Origin of the sequence: Actinomadura sp. WAC 06369 (genome assembly GCF_003947565.1) — a bacterium.
Taxonomy (GTDB): Bacteria; Actinomycetota; Actinomycetes; order Streptosporangiales; family Streptosporangiaceae; genus Spirillospora; species Spirillospora rifamycini.
The window spans coordinates 15,608-35,925 of the sequence record NZ_QHJN01000080.1 but is presented as its reverse complement, the minus strand read 5'-3'; the positions used below and the strand labels follow the sequence as shown (position 1 = coordinate 35,925).

The window sequence follows — 20,318 nt, the reverse complement described above, 5'->3', positions numbered from 1 at the left end:
GGGCGAAGGCCGCGGCGGCGACGGCGAGGGTGCGGGCGGCCCGGTCCTGCCAGCCGGGGCCGTAGGCGCGGGCGGCGGCGTCCTCGAGTTCGGCGGCGAAGGCGGCGGCGCCCGCCGGGCGGGCGGCGGGCGACTTCGCGAGGCCCCGGGCGACGAGGGCGCGCAGCGGCGCGGGGACGTCGTCCGCGGGGACCGGCGCGTGGACGTGCGCCGCCATGAGGTCGGGGCCGGTGCGGGACGCGTAGGGGCGGTGGCCGGTGACGCACTCGTAGAAGACGCAGGCGGCGGCGTAGACGTCGGCGGCGGGGGTGACGGGTTCGCCGCGCCACTGCTCGGGCGCCATGTAGGCGGGGGTGCCGACGCGGCCGCCGCCGCCGGTGCGGGCGGCGACGCCGAAGTCGATGAGCTTGCTGAGCCCGTCGGCGCGGACGACGACGTTGGCGGGCTTGTAGTCGCGGTGGACGACGCCCGCGGCGTGGGCGGCGGCGAGGCCGAGCAGCGACCCCTTCAACAGCAGCAGGGACGCCTCGGGGGTGAGGGCGCCGCGGTCGGCGAGGATGCGCTTGAGCGAGACGCCGTCCACGACCTCCATCACGATCGCGGCTCCGGTCGCGTCCTCGAACAGGCGGTACAGGCGCGCGACGTTGGGGTGGCGGACGCGGGCGAGCATGCGGGCCTCGTGCCGGAACACCTCCCGCGCGGTCGGGTCGGAGCCCGCCGGCAGGTACTTGATCGCGACCGGCGGGCCGCCGGTGACGTGCCGGGCCAGGACGACCCGGCCCTGCGTCCCCCGCCCCAGTTCGCGCACCTCGCGAAAGCCCGAGATCCCCCAGCTCATCGCGGTCGCCCCCTTTGTCGGCTGCTTTGTGGGACGCCGGAACCGCGGCCCCGGTTCGGCCGCCGCGACCGCTGTGCGGAGATATGCCTGTTCAGTGTCATTGCGTCGCCATATGCTGGGCGGGCTCGCGGATTCGGGAGGTCGGGGTTGTCGCATTTCACGAGAGTGCGCACACGGTTCGCCGACGGGGCGGTGCTGCGGCGCGCGCTGGAGGAGATGGGCCACGAGGTCCGGTCGGCCGGGCAAGGCGTGCGCGGGTGGATGGGGCAGCGCACGGAGGCGGAATTCAAGATTCGGCCCGGCCGGGGAAAGCACGAGATCGGGTTCGTGAAGGCGGAGAACGGCTACGAGGTCGTCGCCGACTGGTACGGCGTCCGCGGGACGACCGAGCAGCGCTTCGTCCGGGAACTGAAGCAGAAGTACGCGCTGGTGAGCACCATTTCGACGTTGCGTGAGCGCGGGTTCGACATCGATTCCAGCAGGACCGAGGAGTCCGGGGACATCAGGGTCGTCCTCCGGCGGGCGGGGGTGTGATGGACGAGACCGTCGAGGTGACGATCAAGCCGGACGGCAAGGTCGAGATCCATGTGACCGGGGTCGACGGCATGGCGTGCCTGGCGACGACCGAGGAGCTCGTGCGGATGCTCGGCGGCGAGGTCGAGGCGCAGGAGCTGACGGCGGAGGCGTACAACGAGACCGGGGAAGAGCAGCAGGACCGGTTGTGGCACTGACGTGGCGGGTCCACGCCACGCTGGCGCGGAGCGCCGCGAACGGGCCGGGGACGCGGTTCGTGGTCTGGGCGCAGGGCTGCACGCTGGGCTGCCCCGGGTGCTTCAACCCCGAGACGCACGGTCCGCGCGGGGACGTCCGGACGGTCGGGGACGTCGCGGCGGAGGCGCTCGGGACGCCCGGGATCGACGGGGTCACGGTGAGCGGCGGGGAGCCGCTGGAGCAGCCGGAGGCGCTGCGGGAGTTCTGCGGGCTGGTGCGGCCGTCGGGTCTCGGGATCGTGGTGCTGACGGGGTTCGCGCGGCGTGAGATCGAGGCGGACCCGGGGCTGTCGGCGGCCGTCGAACGGGCCGACATGGTGATCGCGGGACGGTACAACGCGCGGCTGAGGATCGGCGCCGGGCTCCGCGGGTCGTCCAACAAGGAGTACTGGGCGGTCACGGGCCGGTACGGGCCGGAGGATTTCGCGGACGTGCCGGAGAGCGAGATCGTCATAGCCGCGGACGGGACCGTCTCGGTCACGGGCATGCACGCGTGGGAGAACGAGGGGCGCCGAGGAGACCGATGAGCGTTCACGATGATCTGAACCTGTACCTGCGGGCGCGGGTCCCGATGATCGTCCTGGTGACGGTGGAGGAGCAGCGCGCGCTGGAGATCCTCAACGAGGTGCGGGTCGGGCGGGACGCGTCCGCGAAGTCCGACCTCGTGATGTGGGACGTCGCGCGGGGGCTGGTGTCGCGGGACGGGCGGTCGATGCCGACGGCGCCGACGCCGGACGCGGCCCTCGACAAGATCGCGGAGATGGCCCGCGACAACCCGAACCGCAAGGACCTCTACGTCCTGAAGGACTTCCACGAGTTCTGGCACAAGAGCCCGGCGGTGAAGCGGAAGCTGCGCAACCTCGCGCACGGCCTGGTGTCGACGTACGCGTCGCTGGTGGTGACGACGCATTCGGCGGACGTCCCGGCCGAGCTGGGCGACGACGTGGTGGTCCTCGACATGCCGCTGCCGGGCCTGCGGGAGCTGCGCCACGACCTGGACGAGCTGATCCGGCAGACGCGGGTGGAGTGCGACCTGACGCACCACGGCCGGTGGCGGCTGGCGCAGGCGGCGCTGGGGCTGACGGCGACGCAGGCGCGGCGGGCGTTCTCGAAGGCGATCGTCCGGGACAAGGTGCTGGACGAGCTGGACATTCCGGCGGTGCTGGAGGAGAAGAAGGCGGTCATCCGGGCGTCGCAGGCCCTGGAGTACTACAGCGCGGAGGAGACGCTCGAGGACGTCGGCGGGCTGGAGCTGCTCAAGGAGTGGCTGACGCTGCGGGAGAGCGCGTTCGGGGAGGACGCCGCGAAGTTCGGGCTCCCGGCGCCGAAGGGGATGGCGCTGATCGGCATCCCGGGGACCGGCAAGAGCCTCACCGCGAAGATGATCAGCGGGCTGTGGCGGCTGCCGCTGCTGCGGCTGGACGTCGGCGCGCTGTTCGGCTCGCTGGTGGGCGAGTCGGAGGAGCGGCTGCGGCGCGCCCTGAAGATCACCGAGACGGTGTCGCCGTGCGTGCTGTGGATCGACGAGCTGGAGAAGTCGATGGCGTCCGGCGGGCTCGACGGCGGCACGTCGCAGCGGGTGTTCGGCACGATCCTGACCTGGATGCAGGAGAAGACGGCGCCGGTGTTCGTGGTGGCGACCGCGAACGACGTGGGGGCGCTGCCGCCGGAGACGCTGCGGCGCGGCCGGTTCGACGAGGTGTTCTTCCTCGACCTGCCGACCGACAGCGAGCGCCGCGAGATCCTGAACGTCCATCTGCGCAAGCGGCTGCGGGACCCGGCGGCGTTCGACGTGATGCGGCTGGCGCGGCTGTCGGACGGGTACGTCGGCGCGGAGATCGAGCAGGCGATCGTCGACGCGCTGTACCGGGCGTTCGCGGACGGCCCGCGCGACATCACGACGGACGACGTCGCGGCGGCGATCGACCGGCTCGTCCCGCTGAGCCGGTCGCAGCGGGAGCGCATCGAGGACCTGCGGTCGTGGCTGCGGGACGGGCGGGCGCAGTCGGCGTCGTTCGCGGAGGCGTCCCAGGCCGCCGAGCACCAGGTGCGGCTGGAACTGGCATGAGGCCGCGGGCCGACCGGTGGGCCGACGCGTCCGCCGGGCGGTCGCCGCGGGGCCGGTGGGCGGAGCGGCGGCTGTTCGCGGCGGCGCGGCGCCGCGACCCGGAGGTGCGGAAGGCGGTCGCGCGGGTCGCCGGGACGCCGGGCCACCGGCTGCGCGAGCGGGCGCTGGGGACGGTCGCGGCGTGGTGGGCGGAAACCCGCGACCCGCTGCTGCGGGAGTGTGCGGTGCGGCTGGGCGCGGTCGCGGCGGAGCCGCCCGCGCGGGCGGTGACGCTCGCGCTGGCGGGGCGCCTGGCCGCGGACCTGGCGCCGGGCGAGGCGGGCGCGGTGCCGGGGCTGCTCGCCGACCCCGACCCGGACGTGCGGGCGCGCGCGGAGGCGTTCTGCGCGGAGGCGTCCGGGGCGATGCTGCGCGCGCTGTGGGCGCTCGGCCCGGACCCGGATTCGCCGCTGGAGGCGGTGCTGCTGGCGAACGGCGAGCCGCCGACGTCCGGTCCGCTGGACCGGCTGTGGGAGCGGTGGCTGGACCGCCCGGACGCGCGGGTCTGGGCGGCGCTGTCGCGGTGGGGGCGCCCGGCGGTCGGCGGGCCGCGCGCGCGGCTCACCGCCGTCGCGGTCGCCGCGGAGCCGGACGTCCTGCGGGAGCCGCGGAACCGGGCGGCGCTGATCGACGCGCTGGCGCTGGGCGACCATCCGCTGTGCGCGATCGCCGAGGAGAAGGTCGCCGCCCTGCGCGACCAGACCCTCGTGGACGAGCTGTGCGACCGGGCGCTCGACGACGGCGACCTCCGGACGATCTGCGCGAAGCACGGGTTCGCCCCGAAGGACCCGATGCGGCGGGTGGTGTTCTTCCTGCTGACGGGCCGTCCCGAGCAGCATCGCGCGATGGACCCGGACGGGAGCCTGCTGTCGCTCGCGTACGCGTCCGCGACGGATTCCGTGCGGGAGCGGATGCGGACGGCGATGCTCGCGGCGGGCGACCTCGACCTGGTCCGGGTCATCGTCGGCGACGACCGGCGGGCGCGGGTCGAGTCGATGTCGCCCGGCGAGGTCGCGTACCTCGCCGAGCAGCTCGCGGGGCGCGGCGCGTGGGACGACCTGTGGTCGATCGTCCAGGACCTCCCGATCGCGACGGGCGTCTCCCTCGTCCGCCTGTTCGGGGAGTGGGCGCCGCGCGGCGACGACGACCGCCGCGTCTTCGAGCTGTACCGGGCGACGGCCCCGGACGCGCTGGCCCGGGCCGTCGAGCATCTGGAGGGGCTGCGGGACCGGGTGACCCGGCAGGCCCGGTACCTGTTCCGCGGCCGGGTCAACGACGTGTCGTTCGCGCCGGACGGGCCGTTCCTCGCCGCCGCGGGCACGAACCGGGTCGCGGGCGTGTTCGACCTGCGCACGGCCTCGCTCGCCGAGCGCTACGACGGGTTCGGGGCGTCGGTCGGGCGGGTCCTGCACGTGGGCGGCGGCGCGCTCGTCGCCGCCGAGCGCACCAACCGGGTCGACCGCCCGTGCCGGCTGCTGCGGTGCGCGGGCGGCGAGGCGCGGGCGCTGCACGCGGCGCCCGGGTCGGTGACATGCCTCGCCCGCGCGGGCGACGGCGGGTTCGTCGCCGGGACCCGCGCCGGGTCGCTGCTGGTGGGCGCGCCGGGCGGGTCGGTGGAGTCGCGGCCCGTGGCGGCGCTGGGGCTGGGCGGGGGCGCCTGGGCGAGGTCCGTGGCGGTGCATCCGGGGTCGGGGCGGATCGCGGTGGCGGCCCGGCGGTTGGCCGTGACCGCGCCGGGCGGCGGCCCGGCGGCCGCCGTCACGCCGCCCGGCCCGGCGGTCGCGTGGACGTCGTTCGCGGACGCGGACACGCTCGTCTGCGCGGGCCGCGGCGGGGCCGTGCGGCGGCTGCGGCTGTGCGGCGACGCGTTCGAGGAGACCGCGCAGGTCGGCCTCGACGTGCACGGGCTGGTCGGCATGGTCGGGCTGCCCCGGACCGGCGAGGTCGTCGTCGCGGACGACGGCGGCGGCCTGCACGTCCTCGACGCGGGCACCCTCGAGCGGACGGCCGTGCACCGCGCGGCGGACGTCCAGAACCGCACCGGCATGACGGTGTCGCCGGGCGGCGACTTCCTCGCGGTCGGCAACGCCGACGGCAGCACCGACCTGTTCGACCTGCGCGTCCACGAGGTGCCGCGGATCGTCGGGCGTCCGGTGGCGAGCCTGGTCCCGGGGCATCTGGCCGCCGTCGGCTCGGCCATGGCGGACGGGCCGGTCCGGCGCGGCGGGGGCGTCGCGCTGCGGCTGCTGGAGGCGTGCCTGGAGCACCGGTTCCGCTTCGACGTCGAGCTCGGGGACGCCGTCCGGCTGTCCGCGGGCGAGTTCGACATCAGCCTCTGAGGAGCGGTCGTGAAGCCGACGGCGCGGGAGCGGGCGGAGCGGGCGGCGGCCCGCAGCGCGGGGCGCGGCCTCCGCGGGCGGTGGGCGGGCCTGCGGCTGTTCGCCACCGCGCGGCGGACCAGCGACCGGTCGCGCGCCGCGATCGTCCGGATCGCGCGGACTCCGGACCACCGGCTGCGCGAACGGGCGAGACTGCTGATCGCGGACTGGTGGGGCGCGGAGCACGACTCCCGCGTCCGGCAGGCCGTGGTGGAGACCGGCGCCGTCGCCGGGGAGGGGTTCGCCCGCCTGCGGACGCTCGCCCTGCTGGGCCGCCTCGGCGAGAGCTGGGGCGAGCCGGACGTCGGGCAGGTGCGGCGGCTCCTCGCCGACCACGACCCGGACGTGCGGCGGAACGCGGCGGCCGCGTGCCGCGAGGCCGCAGGCCCCGTGTTCGAGGCGCTGTGGGACGAGGCACTGTGGAACGAGGCGATGTGGAACGAGGCGCTGTGGGGCGGGTCCGCCGGCGCGCACGACGCGCTGGCGGAGCTGCTGCTGCGCCGCGACGCGCCGCCGCCGGTCCCGCACCGGGACCGCCTGTGGCGCCGGTGGCTCGCGGACCCCGCCGGACCGCTGGGGGACGCGCTGTTCCGGTGGGCGCTCCCCCTGAGCGACGTCCGGCCCGTCGCGGCGGCCCTCGACGGGGTGCGGCCGGGCGCGCCCTGCGAACCGCCGCAGCGTGCGGCGCTGCTGTACGCGCTGCTCCTCGGCGACGCCCCGCTGCGCGACGCGGCCGCGTCGCGACTCACCGCGCCGCTCGGCGAGGATTTCGACGGGAAGTTCGACGAGGAGTTCGTCGAGGAGCTGTGCGAGCGGGTGCTCCTGCGGCCGGACGCCGCCGGTTTCTGCGTCGAGCGGGGACTCGCCCCCCGGGACCCGGTGCGGCGGGCCCTGTTCTACGTGGTGACCCGGCAGCCCGGGCAGCACCGCGCGCTCGACCCGGACGGCGGGCTGCTCTCCCTCGCGTACGCCTCGGCCCCGCCCGCCGTGCGGAGCCGGGTCCGGGACGCCATGGTCGCGAACGGGGAGCTCGACCTGGTCCGCGTCATCGTCGGCGACGGCCCGCGCGCCCGCGGGGCGCGCCTGCCCGACGAGGACGCCCGCTACCTCGCCGAACGGCTCGCCGAACGCCGCGAATGGGACGAGTTCTGGGCGTTCGTCCGGGACCTGCCGGTCGCGGCCGCCGCCGGACTGGTCCGCCTGGCCGGCGGGTGGGCCCCGCGCGGGGAGGACGAGCGCCGGTACTTCCGGGCGCTGCGCGACGCCGATCCGGCGACCGTCGAGGAGGGCGTCGCGCGGCTCGTCGAGCGGCCGCCGCTGGAGCCGTACGCGGTCCTGCGGTTTCCCCGCCACTGGATCCTCGACCTGTCGTTCTCCCCCGGCCGCCCGGCGCCCGGCGGGACCGGCGGCGCGCCCCGCCTCGCCGTCGCGAGCATCCGGCACGGGGTGAGCGTGCTCGACCTCGGCACGGCGCGGGTCGTCGAGAGCTACGAGGAGCACGGCCCGCGGCTGGACCGCGTCCTGCACGTCGGCGACGGCGTCGTCGCGCAGGTGCGGTCGTTCGACGGGTCGGAGCACCGGCTGATCCGCTGCGCGGACGGTGCCGTGCGGACGCTGCGCACCACCACGGGCCCCGTCACGTCCCTCGTCCTGACCGGCGACGACGGCGGCTTCGCGGCGTGCACGGCGGACGGGGAGCTGCTGCTGGGCGGCCCCGGCGGCGACGTCCGGGCGCTGGACCCCGCGGCGTTCGGGATCGGCGGCGACCCGCCGCCCGACCGGATCGGGGCGCACCGCGGGACGGGGCGGATCGTCGCGCTCGGCGACCGGGCGGACCTGCACCTGATCGAGCCGGGGTCCCGGTCCGCCACCGCCCTGCGCACCGCGGAACCGGTCGTCGGCGCCGCCTTCCTCGACGCCGACACGCTCGTCTGCAAGCTGAAGAGCGGGACGGTGGCGCGGATGTCGCTGGCGGACGGGCGGACGGGCCCGCCGGCCCGGACGAAGCAGTTCGGCCCCGGAAGCCCGCACGCGCTCCCCCGCACCGGCGAGGCGGTCTTCATGTGCGTGTACGGCGACCTGCACGTGTACGGCGGCGACCCGCCGGAGCGCGTCCAGGTCCGCTCCTCGCCGGACGACGAGAGCGGCCGCCTCGCGGTGTCGCCCGACGGGTCCTTGCTCGCCGCGGGCTACCGCGACGGCCGCATCGACCTGTTCGACCTGCGTCCCCGGGAACTGGCCGCCGTCGTCCGCGGCCCCGTCGCGGGCCTGGCGCCCCGCCACCTGCGGCTCGTCACCGAATGCCTCGGCGGGACCGCGTTCCCGGCCGCGACGCGGGCGGCGCTCGACCTCCTCCGGACGGCCCTGGAGCACCGGTTCCGGTTCGACGTCGAGGTGGGCGGCGCCGTCCGGCTCGCCGCCGGCGAGCACGACATCGGGCTGTGAGGGGCGCATCGTGGCACGGACGAGGACCGAGCGGCGGATCGCCGCGAGCGCGCGGCACGGGCGGTGGGGCGCGCGGGCGTGGCGGCGGCTCGTCGCGGACGCCGAGCGCGGCGGCGGGGAGGCGCGGGACGGCGTGGTCCGGATCGCGCGGGCGCCGGGGCATCCGCGCGGTGCCCACGCCCGCTCGCACGTCGCGCGGTGGTGGGTCGACACGCGCGACCCGGAGCTGCGCCGGGCGGTGCTCGACACCGGGGCGACCGCCCCGGTGCCGCCCGCGCGGCTCGTCACCCAGGCGCTCCTGGGGCGGACGGACGGCTGGGACGCGCACCACGCGACGTGGCTGCCCGGGCTGCTCGGCGACGAGGACCCCGGCGTGCGGGAGAGCGCGGCCGCGTTCTGCGGCGAGGCCCGGGGCGCCGTCCTGGACGCGCTGTGGGATGTCGACACCGGGCCGGGGACGCCGCTGCGGGACGCGCTGCTGGCCAACCCGGCGCCCGCGCCCTACCCGGAGGTGGACGCCCTGTGGGAGGAGTGCGGCCGGGACGGGCCGGGCCCGCTGCGGGACGCGCTGCTGCGCTGGGGCCGCTCGGCGGCCGGGGAGCCGCTCGCGGCGGTGACCGCGCTGGTGCTGGGCCGCCGCGGCTCCCACGCCGCGTCCGTGCTGGCCGCGGCGCTGCTCGACGACCACCCCCTCGCCGACCTCGCCGCGGAGCGGACGGCCGCGCGCGGCGACCAGGCGGTCGTGGACGCGGCGTGCGAGCTGGCGATCCGGGACGCGGAGCTCGCGGAGCGGTGCCGCGCGCGGGGGCTCGTCCCCCGGGACCCGGTCCGGCGCGCGTGGCTGTTCGCCCTGACCGGGCAGGACCGGCAGCGGCGGGCGCTCGATCCGGACGGGTCGCTGTTCGCGCTCGCGTACGCGGCGGCGCCGCCGGACGAGCGCGCCCGCGCCCGCGGGGCGCTGCTGGCCGCCGGGGACCTGGACGCCGTCCGGCGCGTCGTGTCCGGGGAGCGCCGCGCCCACGTCGCGGACATGGCGGGCGAGGAGCTCGCGTACTTCGGCGAGCGGCTCGCCGAACGCCGCGAATGGGACGCCCTGTGGTCGCTCGTCCGGGACGTCCCTCTCGAGTCGGGTGCGGCGCTGGTGCCCCTGTTCGGCGGGTGGCGGCCGCGCGACGAGGACGGCCGCCGCCTGTTCGAGCTGTACCGCGGCGTCACCCCCGAGTCGGTCCGGGCCGCGCTGGAGCGGTTCCGCGGCGGGCTCGCGGCGCGGCCCGCGAAGACGGAGTTCCGGATGCCCGCCGGGATCCACCACCTGTCGTTCTCCCCGGAGCACTCCCCGGAGCACTCCGGGGGGCGCTCCGGGGGGCCGCTCCTCGCCGTCTCGTGCCTCGACCGGATCGTCCGCGTCCTGGATCCGCGCACCGGCGAGACCGTCCGGCGGCACGGCGGCTTCCGCAGCGCGGGCCGGGTGCTGCTCCTCCCCGACGGGGCCGTGCTGGCGGGCGCGGGCGAGCACGCGGGCCCGCACCGGCTGTTCCGCTGCGCCCCCGACGGCGGGTGGACGGTGCACGGGGTCGGCGGCCCCGTCGCCTCGCTCACCCGCACCGGCGACGGCGCGGGGTTCGCCGCCGTGACCACCGCCGGGGAGCTGGTGCTGGGCGGGCCGGACGGGCGGGACGTCACGGTGCGGAGCCTCGCGGCGTTCGGCCTCGACCCGCGCCTGCGGCCGCGCGCGGTGGTCGCGCACCCGGGCACGCCGCGGCTCGCGGTCGTCGACCGGGCGGTCCACCTGCTCGACCCGGCGGGCGGCCCCGCCGAGATCCTGCACCCCGCCGAGCGGCCCGTCCGCGCCGCCTACGCCGACGCGGACACCGTCGCGGTGGCCGAGCGGAACGGGGCGGTGACGTTCCTGCCCGCCGGGGGCGGGGCGGAGCGCGCGGTGCTGCGGTGCGAGGGCGGCTGCGCGGGCCTGGCGACGATCCACCGCGGCGTCGCCGCCGCCGACATCCACGGCGGGCTGCACCTCGTCGACGCCGGCCGGCCGGGCGCCGCGGCGCCGCACGTCGCGTCCCTCCCCGGGGTCACCTGCGTCGTGGCGTCGCCGTCGGGGGCGCTGGTCGCGGTCGGGCACGTGTACGGCGAGCTCACCGTGTACGACATGCGGCTCCGGGAGCTGGGCGGCACCCTCGGGCGGCCGCTCGCGGAACTCCTGCCGCGCCACGCCGACCTCGCCGCGGCGGCGCCTGAGCGGCCCGCCGACCCGGACGTGCGGGCGCTGCTGGACCTCTTCCGCGCCGCCCTGCACCACCGCTTCCGGTTCGACGTCGAAGTGGGCGGAGACGTCCGGCCGGCGGGCGGCGAGCACGACATCGGCCTGTGAGAGGGAGCATGGTGGGACATCGGACGGATGCGGACCGGCGGGTGGTCGCGAGCGGGCGGCGCGGCCCGTGGGGCGTCCGCGCGGCGAAGCGGCTGCTCGCGGACGCGGCGGGCGGCGCGCCGGTCGCGCGGGAGGCGGCCGTCCGGATCGCGCGGACGCCCGGCCACCGGCTGCACGAGCGGGCGCGGGAGCGGGTCGCGGCGTGGTGGGTGCGGACGCGCGACCCGGGGCTGCGGGCGGTCGTCCTGGAGACCGGGGCCGTCGCCGGGCCGATGCCCGCCCGCCTCGTGACGCTGGCGCTCCACGACCGGCTGGACGAGTGGCGGGCCGTGGACGCATGCCTGGCACCCGACCTGCTCGCCGATCCCGACCCGGATGTGCGGGCGCACGCGGCCGCGCACTGCCGGGCCGCGGCGGGGCCGCTGCTGGACGCGCTGTGGGAGGCGGGCGCCGATCCGGGCACGCCGCTGCGGAGCGTCCTGCTGGCCGCCGGGACGCCGCCGTCCGGCCCGATGCTGGACGCCCTGTGGCGGGCGTGGCTGGGCGAGCCGGACGCGGAGACGGGCGCCGCGCTGCTGCGGTGGCGGCGCCCCGCCGAGGACGCGGGCCTCGGCCCGCTGAGCGCCGTCGCGCTGGAGACGGACGCCGTGGTCCTGCGGCGGACGCCCTACCGGGAGGCGCTCCTGGACGCGCTCGCCATGCGGGACCACCCGCTGCGCGAGATCGCCGCCGGAACGTTCCGCGCGGTGCACGACCGTCCGCTCGTCGAGGACCTGTGCGCGCGGGCGACGGCGGACGCCGGGCTCGCGGCGTTCTGCGCCGAGCACGCGTTCGCGCCCGCCGACCCGGTGGCGCGCGCCGCGTTCTTCCTGCTCACCGGGCAGCCGCGGCAGTACCGGGCGCTCGATCCGGACGGCGGCCTGCTGTCGCTCGCGTACCTGTCGCGGGCGGACGACGAGCGGGCGCGGCTGCGGACGGCGATGCTCGCGGAGGGCGAACTCGACCTCGTCCGCGTCATCGTCGGCGACGACCGGCGCGCCCGCGTCCGGGACATGTCCGCCGACGAGACCCGCTACCTCGCCGAGCAGCTCGCGCACCGCCGCGAATGGGACGAACTGTGGTCGCTGGTGAAGGACGTGCCGATCGCGACGGGCGCCGGGCTGTTCCGGCTGTTCGAGGGCTGGGCGCCGGGCGGCGACGACGAGCGGCGGCTGTTCGCGCTGTTCCGCGCGGCGGACCTGCGGGCCGTCGCGTCCGGACTGCGGGAGGGCGGCGACGCGCCGTGGACGGCGGCGCCGCGGGCCCGGCTGCGGTTCCGGCACGGCGTCGGCGGCGTCTCGTTCGCGCCGGACGGCCCGTTCCTCGCGGTCGCGGGACGGGCGGGCGTCGTGGGCGTGTTCGACCTGCGCACCGCCCGGCTCGCCGAACGCTACGACTGGTTCGACTCCCCCGTCGGGTGCGTGCTGCACGCCGGGGACGGCGTCGTCCTCGCCGGTGAGCGGGGACGGCAGGGGGCCGGGCCGTGCCGGCTCGTGCGGTGCGCGGACGGGACCGACCGCACCCTGCACTCCGGTCCCGGTTCCGTCACCTCGCTGGCGCTGACCGGGGACGGGACGTTCGCGGCCGGCACCCGCGACGGGGACCTCCTGCTCGGCCGTGCGGACGGCCCGGTGGCGGTCCGGTCGATCACCGAGTTCGGGCTCGGGCGGCGGCAGTGGCCGCGGCGGATCGTCGCGCACCGCGGATCGGGGCGGCTCGCGCTGCTCGGCCGCTCGGTGCACCTGGTCGACCCGGCCACCGGGCACGCCGTCGGCGCCCACCCCGGCCGGACGGTCACCGAGGTCGGGTTCGCCGACGCCGACACGGTCGCGTGCGCGGACCCGCACGGCTGGACGGTCCTGCTGCGGGTCGCGGACGGGCGGCGCGTCTCCGCCCGCAACGCGCAGATCCAGGGGTGCGCGGGCCTCGGGGTGCTGCCCGGCACCGGGCAGATCGTCATCGCCGACCGGACCGGCGACCTGCACTTCCTGACCGGCGCGACGCTCGACGCCGTCGCCGTCCACCGGACGCCGTCCGGCGACCGGCCGACCGGGCTGACCCTGTCGCCCGGCGGCGAGTTCCTCGCGGCCGGGCACGGCGACGGCCGCGTCGACCTGTTCGACCTGCGGCTGCGGGAGGTGCCCGCGCTGGTCCGGCGCCCCGTCGCCGACCTCGTCCCGCGCGACCTCGGGGCGGTGGGCGCGGCGCTCGCGCACTCCGCGGTCACCGGCCGGGACCGGGCCGTCCTGGAACTGCTCGACGCGACCCTGATCCACCGGTTCCGGTTCGACGTCGAACTGGGCGAGGCCGTCGAGCTGACCGCCGGGGAGCACGACATCAGCCTGTGATCCGGACGCCGCGAAGGGCGGCGCGGAAGCGGAGATCGCGGAAGAATGCGGAGGAGACCTGTGGAAGGGGGACGATGACGACCCGTATCGGCATCGACTTCGGCACCGCCAACACCGTCGTCGCGGGCTGGGACCACGACCTGGACCGCGGGGAGCCGGTCCCGCTGCCCGGCCTCGACCTGCAACGGGAGGGGACGCGGGGCGTCGACCAGCGGGTCGTGCCGTCCCGCGTCGCGTTCTCCGGCGGCGGCGACCGCCGGTGGATCGGCGCGCAGGTGACGCCCGAGGTCGCGGACGACCCGGAGAACACCGCGTTCCAGTCGATGAAGAGCGCGGTGACCGGGCGGGCCGTGGACATCCCGCGGCGGCTCGGCGGCGACCGGACGGTCACCGCGCGGCAGGCCGCGACCCGCTTCCTGTCGGACGTGATGGCCGCCGCGACCCTCGCGGTCGACTCCGGCGACCTGGAGATCGTCGCGACCGCGCCCGTCGAGTCGTTCGACACCTACCGGGACTGGCTCGTCCGGGAGGTCGGCGAGGAGGCGGGCGGCGCGGCGCGGCTGCGCGTGGTGGACGAGGCGACGGCCGCGGCCGTCGGGTACAGCGCGCGGCTGAACCCCGGAGACGTGTTCCTGGTGTTCGACTTCGGCGCCGGGACCCTCGACACGTCCGTGGTGAAGGTGCTGGACCCGTCGAACGCGACCGCGGGCGCGTCCGTCCGGACGATCTCCAAGGCGGGCCTCGACCTCGGCGGCGACCACATCGACGCGCTGCTCGCCGAGCACGTCGCCGAGCTGACCGGCGTCCCGTTCGGCGACACCGAGGAGTACAACCGGGTCTTCCGGGAGCTGCTGCGCTCGGCGGAGCGCGCGAAGGTCGCGCTGACCACGCAGGACGCGGCGAAGATCGAGGCCGGGCGGTTCGGCATGGAGGTCACCCGCGCCGAGTTCGACGGGCTGCTGAAGCGCAAGGACGTCCTCGGGCGGGTGAACCGGGCGCTGCGCAAGACGCTCGACGGCGCCGCCGCGAAGGGGTTCCCGGCCGACGAGATCTCGAAGGTGTTCCTGGTGGGCGGGACGAGCCTGGTCCCGGCCGTGCAGGACGTCCTGTCCCTGCAGTTCCCGCCGGACGCGCTGCACCTCGACCGTCCGCTGGAGGCCGTCGCGGCGGGCGCGGCCGGCATCGCGGGCGGCTACGAGCTGAGCGACCACATCCAGCACGACTACGCGATCCGGCACGTCAACCGGGACACCGGCGCCTACGAGTTCGAGACGCTGGTGGAGGCGGGCACCGAGTACCCGACGCCCGAACCGGTGAAGATGCTGACGATCAAGGCGATCCGGAACGGGCAGAAGCACCTCGGCATCGCGGTGTACGAGCTGGCGCACGCCAGCTACCGGGAGGCCGGCTCCGACCTGGAGATCATGTTCGACGCGAACGGCGGCGCCCGCACGGTGGCCGTCACCGCGCAGCGGCTGCAGGAGCGGTCCCGGCTGTGGCTGAACGAGGACAGCCCGACGTTCCTGGAGGCCGACCCGCCCGCCGAGGCGGGCGTCGACCGGTTCCGGCTCGACTTCCGCGTGGACGCGCAGAAGCGCCTGACCGTCTCGGCCTACGACCTCCAGCGCAACACCCTCGTACTCGACCGGCAACCGGTCGTCCGGCTGTCCTGAGCCGTCCCTAGGGAGGACGCCATGTCGCACTACACCAAGGTCCGCACCACGATCACCGACCAGGAGCGCCTCGTCGGCGTCCTCAACGACCTGGGGTTCGACCAGGTCGAGTCGCACGCGTCGCCCACGCACCTCTACGGCTACCAGGGCGACCGCCGCCCGGAGAAGGCGGAGGTGGTGGTGCGGCGGCGGTTCGTCGGCGCGGCCAGCAACGACCTCGGCTTCCACCGGACGCCCGACGGGACGTTCGAGGCGATCATCAGCGGCTACGACCGGCACAAGTACGATTCCCGGTGGCTCGACACGGTGGCGCAGCGGTACGGGCGGCTCACCGCCCTGGCGTTCGCCGAGAGCCACGGCTTCGACGTCGCGACCGAGGAGACCGACCGCGCGACCGGCGAGGTCAGGCTGACGCTGCGGCGCACGACGTTCTGACGGGGGGGCGGATCTGAAGGACATCCTGTGGAGGTCCGCGGACACGCTCCGCGGCTCCATGGACGCCGGCCAGTACAAGGACTTCGTGCTGGGCCTGGTGTTCCTCAAATGGGCCTCGGGCTCCGGCGCGTTCGACGTCCCTGAGCCCGCCCGCTGGGACGCGCTCGCCGCCTCCGGGGACGGCCGGGCGCTGGACGCCGCGATGGACGCGCTCATGGCGGCGAACCCCGCGCTGGCCGGGGCCCTCCCGAAGATCTTCACCACCGTGGACGGGCGCCGCCTCACCGAACTCGTCCGCCTCATCGACGGCGCGAGCATCGGCACCGGCGCGCCCGGCGACGTCCTCGGCGAGGTCTACGAGTACTTCCTCGAGCGGTTCGCCCGCGCGGAGGGCAAGCGCGGCGGCGAGTTCTACACGCCCGCCGCCGTGGTGCGGCTGCTCGTGGAAATTTTGGAGCCGTACCGGGGACGCGTGTACGACCCGTGCTGCGGCTCCGGCGGCATGTTCGTCCAGGCGGAAAAGTTCGTGCTGAGCCACCGGGGCCGCCGCGACGACATCGCGGTGTTCGGGCAGGAGGCCAACGAGCGGACGTGGCGGCTGGCGCGGATGAACCTCGCCGTCCACGGCATCGCCGGCGACCTGCGCCGCGCCGACACCTTCTGCACCGACGCCCACCCCGGCCTCCGCGCGGACTTCGTGCTCGCGAACCCGCCGTTCAACATGTCCGACTGGTACCGGCGGGCGGACGACCCCCGCTGGCGGTTCGGCGTCCCGCCCGCCGGGAACGCGAACTTCGCGTGGATCCAGCACATCCTCGCCAAGCTCGCGCCCACCGGGTCCGCGGGCGTCGTGATGGCGAACGGCTCGATGTCGTCCACGCAGAAGGGCGAGGGCGGGATCCGGGCGGCGCTCGTGGAGGCCGACCTCGTGTCCTGCATGGTGGCGCTGCCGCCCCAGCTGTTCCGCACCACGCAGATCCCCGCGTGCCTGTGGTTCCTGACGCGCGACAAGGGCGCCCGCGCGGGCCACGTGCTGTTCGTCGACGCGCGCGGCATGGGCACCCTCGTGGACCGCACCGAGCGCGTCCTGACGCCCGCCGACATCGACCGGATCGCGACCGCGCACCGCGCGTGGCGCGCGGGCCGTCCCGTGGACGAGCCGGGCTTCGCGCGCTCGGTGTCCCTGCGGGAGATCCGCGACCACGGGCACGTCCTCGCGCCGGGCCGCTACGTCGGCGCGCCCGCCGCCGAGGCCGCCGAACCCGCCGCCGACCGCATCGAGCGCCTCACCAAGGAGCTGCTCGCCTGCCTGGACGAGTCGGCCCGCCTCGACGCGGTCGTCCGGGCCCGGCTGGACGGGCTGGTCGGGTGACGGTCCGGCTCGGCGACCTCGTCGACCTGGCGAACGGGAAGGCGCGGCCCGCCCCCGGCGCCGCGTACCGCACGTACGGGGCGAACGGCGTGATCGGCACGTCCGACCGGTTCAACGCGGAGGCCGGCACGGTCGTCGTCGGCCGCGTCGGCACCTACTGCGGCGCCGTCCACTACAGCCCGGACCGCTGCTGGGTCACCGACAACGCGATCATCGTCACGCCCCGGGACGGCGTGAACCCCCGCTACGTCCACTACCTGCTGAAGGCCCTCGACCTGAACCGGTACCGGCTCGGCTCCGGCCAGCCGCTCCTCACCCAGGGCGTCCTGAAGGACCTGCCGGTGCCGCGCGCCTCCCGCGCCCGCCAGGACCGCGCCGCGGGCGTCCTCGGCGCCCTCGACGACAAGATCGCCGTGAACGGGCGGCTCGCCGCGCTCGCCGACGCGCTGGTCCGCGCCCGGTACGACGAGGCGGCGGCCGCGGCCCGGGCGTCCGTCCGCCTCGACGCCCTCGGCACGCTCGTCCGCGACCTCGTCCCGGCGTCCCGCATCCCGGACGGGGAGCCGTACATCGCGCTGGAGCACGTCCCCCGCCGCAGCATGTGGCTCACCACGTGGACGGCCGCCGCGGACGTGCGCAGCGGCAAGACGCGTTTCGCCGCGGGCGACGTCCTGTTCGGCAGGCTCCGCCCCTCCTTCCACAAGGTGGGCCTCGCGTTCGTGGACGGCGTCGCGTCCACCGACATCCTGGTCGTCCGCCCGGGCGAGGCGGCGCACCGCGCGTGGCTGCTGGCGGCGCTCGCCAGCGACGCCGTCGTCGCGTACGCGTCGGCCGTCGGCGACGGCACCCGGATGCCCCGCGCCGCCTGGTCCGACCTGGCCCGCTACGAGGTCCCGTGGCCGGGCGACGGCGCCGCCCGCCGCTTCGGCGCGACCGTCGCGCCGCTGGCCCGCCGCGTCGCGGCCGCCGCCGCCGAGTCGGCGTCCCTCACCGCCCTCCGCGACGCGCTCCTGCCCGTCCTGGTCCCCGCCGCGGACGTCCCGTCACCCGCGTGATCCGGGGCGGCGGGCCGTCACGGCCGCGGGGCGCGGCGCCGCAGGACGGTCTCGGCGAGTTCGGCCAGCAGCTCCAGGCGACGCCGCTCGGCGTCGGGTTCCGGGACGACCGTCCGGTGGATGGTCTCGCCGTCGAACAGGTGGCGGGCCGCCGACACCAGGACGTGCCGGTCCTCGTCCGGCAGGTCCCGCAGGCCGGGGGCGGCGCGGGCCAGCTCGGTGATCGCGTCGCGGTAGCGCTCCGCCGCGGGCGCGAGGCGCGCGCGCAGCTCGGCGTCGGTGCGGGCCGCCACGAGCAGCTCGAACCAGACCACGTTGTCGACGGCGCGGTGGCGGCCGCGCATCAGCTCCAGGGCGTCCCGCAGGCCGGCGTCGGGGTGCGCCGCGAGCTGCTCGCCGACCAGGGCGAGCTGGCGGCGGCCCACCTCCTCCGCCGCGGCGACCAGCAGGTCGAGGCGCGTGTCGAAGTGGCGGAACAGGCCGCCGCGCGAGACGCCCGCGCGGGTGCAGATCTCCCCGACGGACGCGCGGGCGTAGCCGACCTCCGAGATCGCGGCGATGGTCGCGTCGAGCAGCCTGCCGATGGTTCCTTCCCTGCGCTCCCGCTGGGTGCGCCGCCGCTCCGTCGTCACGCCATGGAGGGTATCCGGGTCCGGCCCGCGCGCAGGAACCCGCCGGTCCGCCGGGTGCCGTGGGCCTCGGTGAACCGGCCGTCCAGGAACAGCGGGACGCCCGCGACGAGGGTCGCGGTGACGGTGGCGTCGTTGCGGTTCACCATCCGCACCAGTCCGCCGAACTCCTCGAACGGCGCCTCGCGGGCCTCGTCCAGGGACCCGTCGAGACGGTCGGGGTCGACGACGACGAGGTCGGCCCGGTCGCCCTCGCGGAGCGTGCCGGCGTCGATGCCGTACCAGTGCGCGAGCTCCCCCGTCAGCCGGTGCACGGCCCGCTCGACGCTCATGAAGCCGCCGTGGTGGGCGCGGCTCAGCAGCCGCAGCGGGAAGTTGTAGAACGCCATGTTGCGCAGGTGCGCGCCCGCGTCGGAGAAGCCCATCTGCACCTCGGGCAGGGCGCTGAGCTTGTCCAGGGCCGCGGGCCGGTGGTTGGAGATGACGGTGTACCAGCGCAGCGCGCGCCCGTGCTCGACGACGAGGTCGAGGAACGCGTCGACGGGGTGGACGCCGCGCTCGTCCGCCACCTGCCCGAACGAGCGGCCGACGACCGCCGGGTCGGGGCAGGCGACGATGTGGGCGTCGTACAGGTCGCGGTGCCAGATGCGGGGCGACCAGCGGTTCTCGTAGTCGCGGCGGAAGCGGCGGCGGTAGTCCTCGTCGCGCAGCAGCGCGTTCCGCTCGACCTCCTCCTTCAGGTGCAGGGCGGCCGCCCCGGCGCCGAACTCCTCGAAGACGACCAGGTCGATGCCGTCCGCGTGGACCCGGAACGGGACCGGCAGGTGCTGCCACCGGAAGTCGCCGCCGAGCCGGTTGGACGCGCGCGCCAGCGGCCCCATGATGTGCATGAGCAGCGGGTTGGCCTTGACGTCCGCCGCGGCGAGCATGCTGGTCTTGAGGGGGCGGCGGCCGCCGCGCCCGACGGACGCGGCGAGCGCCGGGACCAGGCTGTAGGGCGTGTTCAGGTTGGGGATCGTCTGGAGCACCCGGCCCGCGCTCCGCACGATCCGGTACAGGCGGCGGCGCTCCTCGCGGGTCGCGAAGGTGGACGGCAGGGTGCGCGACCGGTAGCGGTCGCCGTCCATCTTGTCCCACGGGTTGCGCATCTCCGACAGGCCGAGCATCCCGGCCTTGAGGGCGTCGACGAGCCGCAGCTCCATCTCCCGCAGTTCGGCGGCGCTCGGCTTGACCCGGCGGTCGGTGGACCGTCCGAGGCCCATCACGGACGCCCGCAGGTCGGAGTGCCCGAGGAACGCGGCGACGTTCGGGCCGAGCGGGAGCCGTTCGAGCGCCGCGGCGTACTCCTCGGCGGTGTCCCAGGTCCGGTGCTGTTCGAGCGTGCGGATGACGTGCTCGCGCGGCACCGCCTCGACCCGGCTGAACAGGTCGGCGGCGTCCAGCGGGCCGACGTGCACGGTGCTCAGCGAGCACGAGCCGAACACGACGGTCGTGACCCCGTGCCGCACCGACTCGCCGAGTCCGGGCGCGGCGAGCACTTCGGCGTCGTAGTGGGTGTGGACGTCGACGAAGCCCGGCATCACCCAGCGGCCCGCGGCCTCGACGACCCGCGCCCCGTCCGCGTCCAGCTCGGCGGCGGTGACGGCGGCGACCCGGCCGTCCCGGATCCCGATGTTGCGGACGGCCGACGGCGCGCCCGTCCCGTCGAACCAGCGCCCGCCCCGGACGATCACGTCGTATCCCATGCCGAACATAGAAACCAATCGGTCGCTATGTGTCAAGGGTCCGCGAGACGCCACCGGCCCGGGCCCGCGCGCCTCCGCGCGGACCCGGGCCGGTCGACGGCCGG

At 76.4% G+C, this 20,318-nt stretch carries 15 protein-coding genes; 12 read left to right on the top strand and 3 right to left on the bottom strand.

Features of this window, described 5'->3' with window-relative positions; all coding sequences use genetic code 11:
• Window positions 1–838, bottom strand: an 838-nt coding sequence (locus tag DMH08_RS21755; protein WP_158642374.1) for a serine/threonine-protein kinase, incomplete at its 3' end; no start/stop codon positions are given.
• 165 nt (window positions 839–1,003) lie between these two features.
• On the opposite strand from DMH08_RS21755, the gene DMH08_RS21750 reads away from it, so the two are divergent.
• From DMH08_RS21750 to DMH08_RS21695, 12 genes are all read left to right on the top strand, one after another.
• Window positions 1,004–1,372 carry a DUF1257 domain-containing protein gene (locus DMH08_RS21750; protein WP_051300127.1) on the top strand — a complete coding sequence of 123 codons (369 nt, stop codon included), beginning with the start codon at window positions 1,004–1,006 and terminating at the stop codon, window positions 1,370–1,372.
• A complete protein-coding gene (locus tag DMH08_RS21745) occupies window positions 1,372–1,569 on the top strand; it encodes a DUF2997 domain-containing protein (protein WP_034516479.1) in 198 nt (65 codons plus the stop codon). Before DMH08_RS21750 ends, DMH08_RS21745 begins: the two co-directional genes overlap by 1 nt.
• Window positions 1,560–2,135 (top strand): 4Fe-4S single cluster domain-containing protein, encoded by a 576-nt coding sequence (locus DMH08_RS21740; RefSeq protein WP_158642373.1) that lies wholly within the window; start codon window positions 1,560–1,562, stop codon window positions 2,133–2,135. Before DMH08_RS21745 ends, DMH08_RS21740 begins: the two co-directional genes overlap by 10 nt.
• Window positions 2,132–3,676 (top strand): AAA family ATPase, encoded by a 1,545-nt coding sequence (locus tag DMH08_RS21735; protein ID WP_026400791.1) that lies wholly within the window; start codon window positions 2,132–2,134, stop codon window positions 3,674–3,676. The genes DMH08_RS21740 and DMH08_RS21735 overlap by 4 nt, the downstream gene beginning before the upstream one ends.
• A complete protein-coding gene (locus tag DMH08_RS40260; RefSeq protein ID WP_158642372.1) occupies window positions 3,673–6,054 on the top strand; it encodes a hypothetical protein in 2,382 nt (793 codons plus the stop codon). The genes DMH08_RS21735 and DMH08_RS40260 overlap by 4 nt, the downstream gene beginning before the upstream one ends.
• A 9-nt stretch (window positions 6,055–6,063) precedes the next feature.
• Window positions 6,064–8,538 (top strand): hypothetical protein, encoded by a 2,475-nt coding sequence (locus DMH08_RS21725; RefSeq protein WP_125617356.1) that lies wholly within the window; start codon window positions 6,064–6,066, stop codon window positions 8,536–8,538.
• Window positions 8,539–8,548: 10 nt separating this feature from the next.
• Window positions 8,549–10,918 (top strand): hypothetical protein, encoded by a 2,370-nt coding sequence (locus DMH08_RS21720; RefSeq protein WP_125617354.1) that lies wholly within the window; start codon window positions 8,549–8,551, stop codon window positions 10,916–10,918.
• Window positions 10,919–10,929: 11 nt separating this feature from the next.
• The gene (locus DMH08_RS21715; RefSeq protein WP_125617352.1) at window positions 10,930–13,305 is read left to right on the top strand and encodes a hypothetical protein; all 2,376 of its coding nucleotides are present in this window, start codon (window positions 10,930–10,932) and stop codon (window positions 13,303–13,305) included.
• Between the two features lie 74 nt (window positions 13,306–13,379).
• Complete coding sequence (locus DMH08_RS21710; RefSeq protein WP_125617350.1) at window positions 13,380–14,978, top strand: Hsp70 family protein; 1,599 nt, start codon at window positions 13,380–13,382, stop codon at window positions 14,976–14,978.
• A 21-nt stretch (window positions 14,979–14,999) separates the two neighbouring features.
• A complete protein-coding gene (locus DMH08_RS21705; RefSeq protein WP_026400797.1) occupies window positions 15,000–15,413 on the top strand; it encodes a DUF1257 domain-containing protein in 414 nt (137 codons plus the stop codon).
• Between the two features lie 13 nt (window positions 15,414–15,426).
• Window positions 15,427–16,785, top strand: coding sequence for an N-6 DNA methylase (locus tag DMH08_RS21700; RefSeq protein WP_267898565.1), 1,359 nt, complete (start codon window positions 15,427–15,429; stop codon window positions 16,783–16,785).
• Window positions 16,782–17,840 carry a restriction endonuclease subunit S gene (locus tag DMH08_RS21695; protein WP_158642371.1) on the top strand — a complete coding sequence of 353 codons (1,059 nt, stop codon included), beginning with the start codon at window positions 16,782–16,784 and terminating at the stop codon, window positions 17,838–17,840. Before DMH08_RS21700 ends, DMH08_RS21695 begins: the two co-directional genes overlap by 4 nt.
• Before the next feature lie 17 nt (window positions 17,841–17,857).
• On the opposite strand, the gene DMH08_RS21690 is transcribed toward DMH08_RS21695, so the two are convergent.
• On the bottom strand, window positions 17,858–18,472 hold the full coding sequence (locus DMH08_RS21690) for a TetR/AcrR family transcriptional regulator (RefSeq protein ID WP_026400799.1): 615 nt from the start codon (window positions 18,470–18,472) through the stop codon (window positions 17,858–17,860).
• Complete coding sequence (locus DMH08_RS21685) at window positions 18,469–20,214, bottom strand: N-acyl-D-amino-acid deacylase family protein (protein ID WP_125617345.1); 1,746 nt, start codon at window positions 20,212–20,214, stop codon at window positions 18,469–18,471. Before DMH08_RS21685 ends, DMH08_RS21690 begins: the two co-directional genes overlap by 4 nt.
• Window positions 20,215–20,318 lie beyond the last annotated feature (104 nt).